The organism is Photobacterium lutimaris, assembly GCF_003025555.1.
Taxonomy (GTDB): Bacteria; Pseudomonadota; Gammaproteobacteria; order Enterobacterales; family Vibrionaceae; genus Photobacterium; species Photobacterium lutimaris.
Genome location: NZ_PYMH01000044.1, coordinates 1 through 640, shown reverse-complemented (window position 1 = coordinate 640; position 640 = coordinate 1). Strand labels below are relative to the sequence as shown.

1 protein-coding gene is annotated in these 640 nt (G+C 44.1%); it reads right to left on the bottom strand.

Translation table 11 applies throughout. The features are described 5' to 3' along the window. Positions 1-15: 15 nt before the first annotated feature. A partial coding sequence (locus C9I99_RS26925; protein WP_107351896.1) for an IS3 family transposase occupies positions 16-640 on the bottom strand: 625 nt, incomplete at its 5' end.

Sequence of the window (640 nt, the reverse complement as noted above, 5' to 3'; positions counted from 1 at the left end):
TGAATAGCCACCGACTCAGTAGACACTAGTTAGCCTCTCTTTGTACTGCTTTTCATACTCTACAGGCGACAACTGGTTATTGGAACCGTGTCTACGTTTAACGTTGTAGAACATCTCTATATATTCGAAGATATCCGTCCGAGCTTCTTCTCGAGTGGAGTATATCTTCCGCTTAATTCTTTCTCTTTTTAGCAGTTGGAAAAAGCTTTCGGCGACGGCATTATCATGGCAGTTGCCTCGGCGACTCATACTTGATTCAAGTCCATGTTGTTTTAAAAAACTATCCCAATCATGGCTCGTGTACTGGCTTCCTTGGTCTGAATGCACAAGTACATTTACTACTGGCGAGCGCCGCCATATAGCCATTAAAAGTGCATCCAGAGCTAGCTCTTTAGTTATTCTGCTCTTCATTGACCAACCAATTACCCGTCGAGAGAAAAGGTCAACTACGACGGCTAGGTATAGCCAACCTTCGTGAGTTTTTATATACGTAATATCAGTGACCCAAGATTGATTCGGAGCGGAAGGGTTAAACTCTCTAGCCAATTTATTAGCAACCACAACATTTTCACCACCTGCTTTCGCTCTGGGTTTTCGGTAGCCTCTCTGCGACTGTATGCCTTCTCGTTTCATCAAGCGG